Genomic DNA, 283 nt, shown 5'->3' on the forward strand with positions numbered 1-283 from the left:
TTCATCGACTCCTAGTGCCAAGGCATCCACCGTGCGCCCTTATTAACTTAACCTAAAAGTTAAAAGTACTACACTTGCAATCACGTAAGTGATCACAATTTGAATATCTTGCGTTTGTTTCTTTTTTTGATGTCGTTTTATCCAGTTTTCAAAGAACAAGTTAAAAAGCTTTAAATGCTCATATAGAATGAACATTCAAAACTGAACTGCAAAACGTTAAGATACAGATAAAAATCTGTATTCCGAATATATCCTTAGAAAGGAGGTGATCCAGCCGCACCTT

General features: G+C 35.3%; 1 protein-coding gene. It reads right to left on the minus strand.

What is annotated here, in order from left to right:
• Positions 1–42 precede the first annotated feature (42 nt).
• Positions 43–195, minus strand: a complete 153-nt coding sequence (locus M3627_RS20630; RefSeq protein ID WP_251557299.1) for a hypothetical protein — start codon at positions 193–195, stop codon at positions 43–45.
• Positions 196–283 lie beyond the last annotated feature (88 nt).

The organism is Psychrobacillus sp. MER TA 171 (genome assembly GCF_023713305.1).
GTDB lineage: Bacteria > Bacillota > Bacilli > Bacillales_A > Planococcaceae > Psychrobacillus.

Excerpts from the sequence above, each read along its gene's own strand:
- M3627_RS20630 (WP_251557299.1), bottom strand. The coding sequence starts at position 195 with ATGTTCATTCTATATGAGCATTTAAAGCTTTTTAACTTGTTCTTTGAA.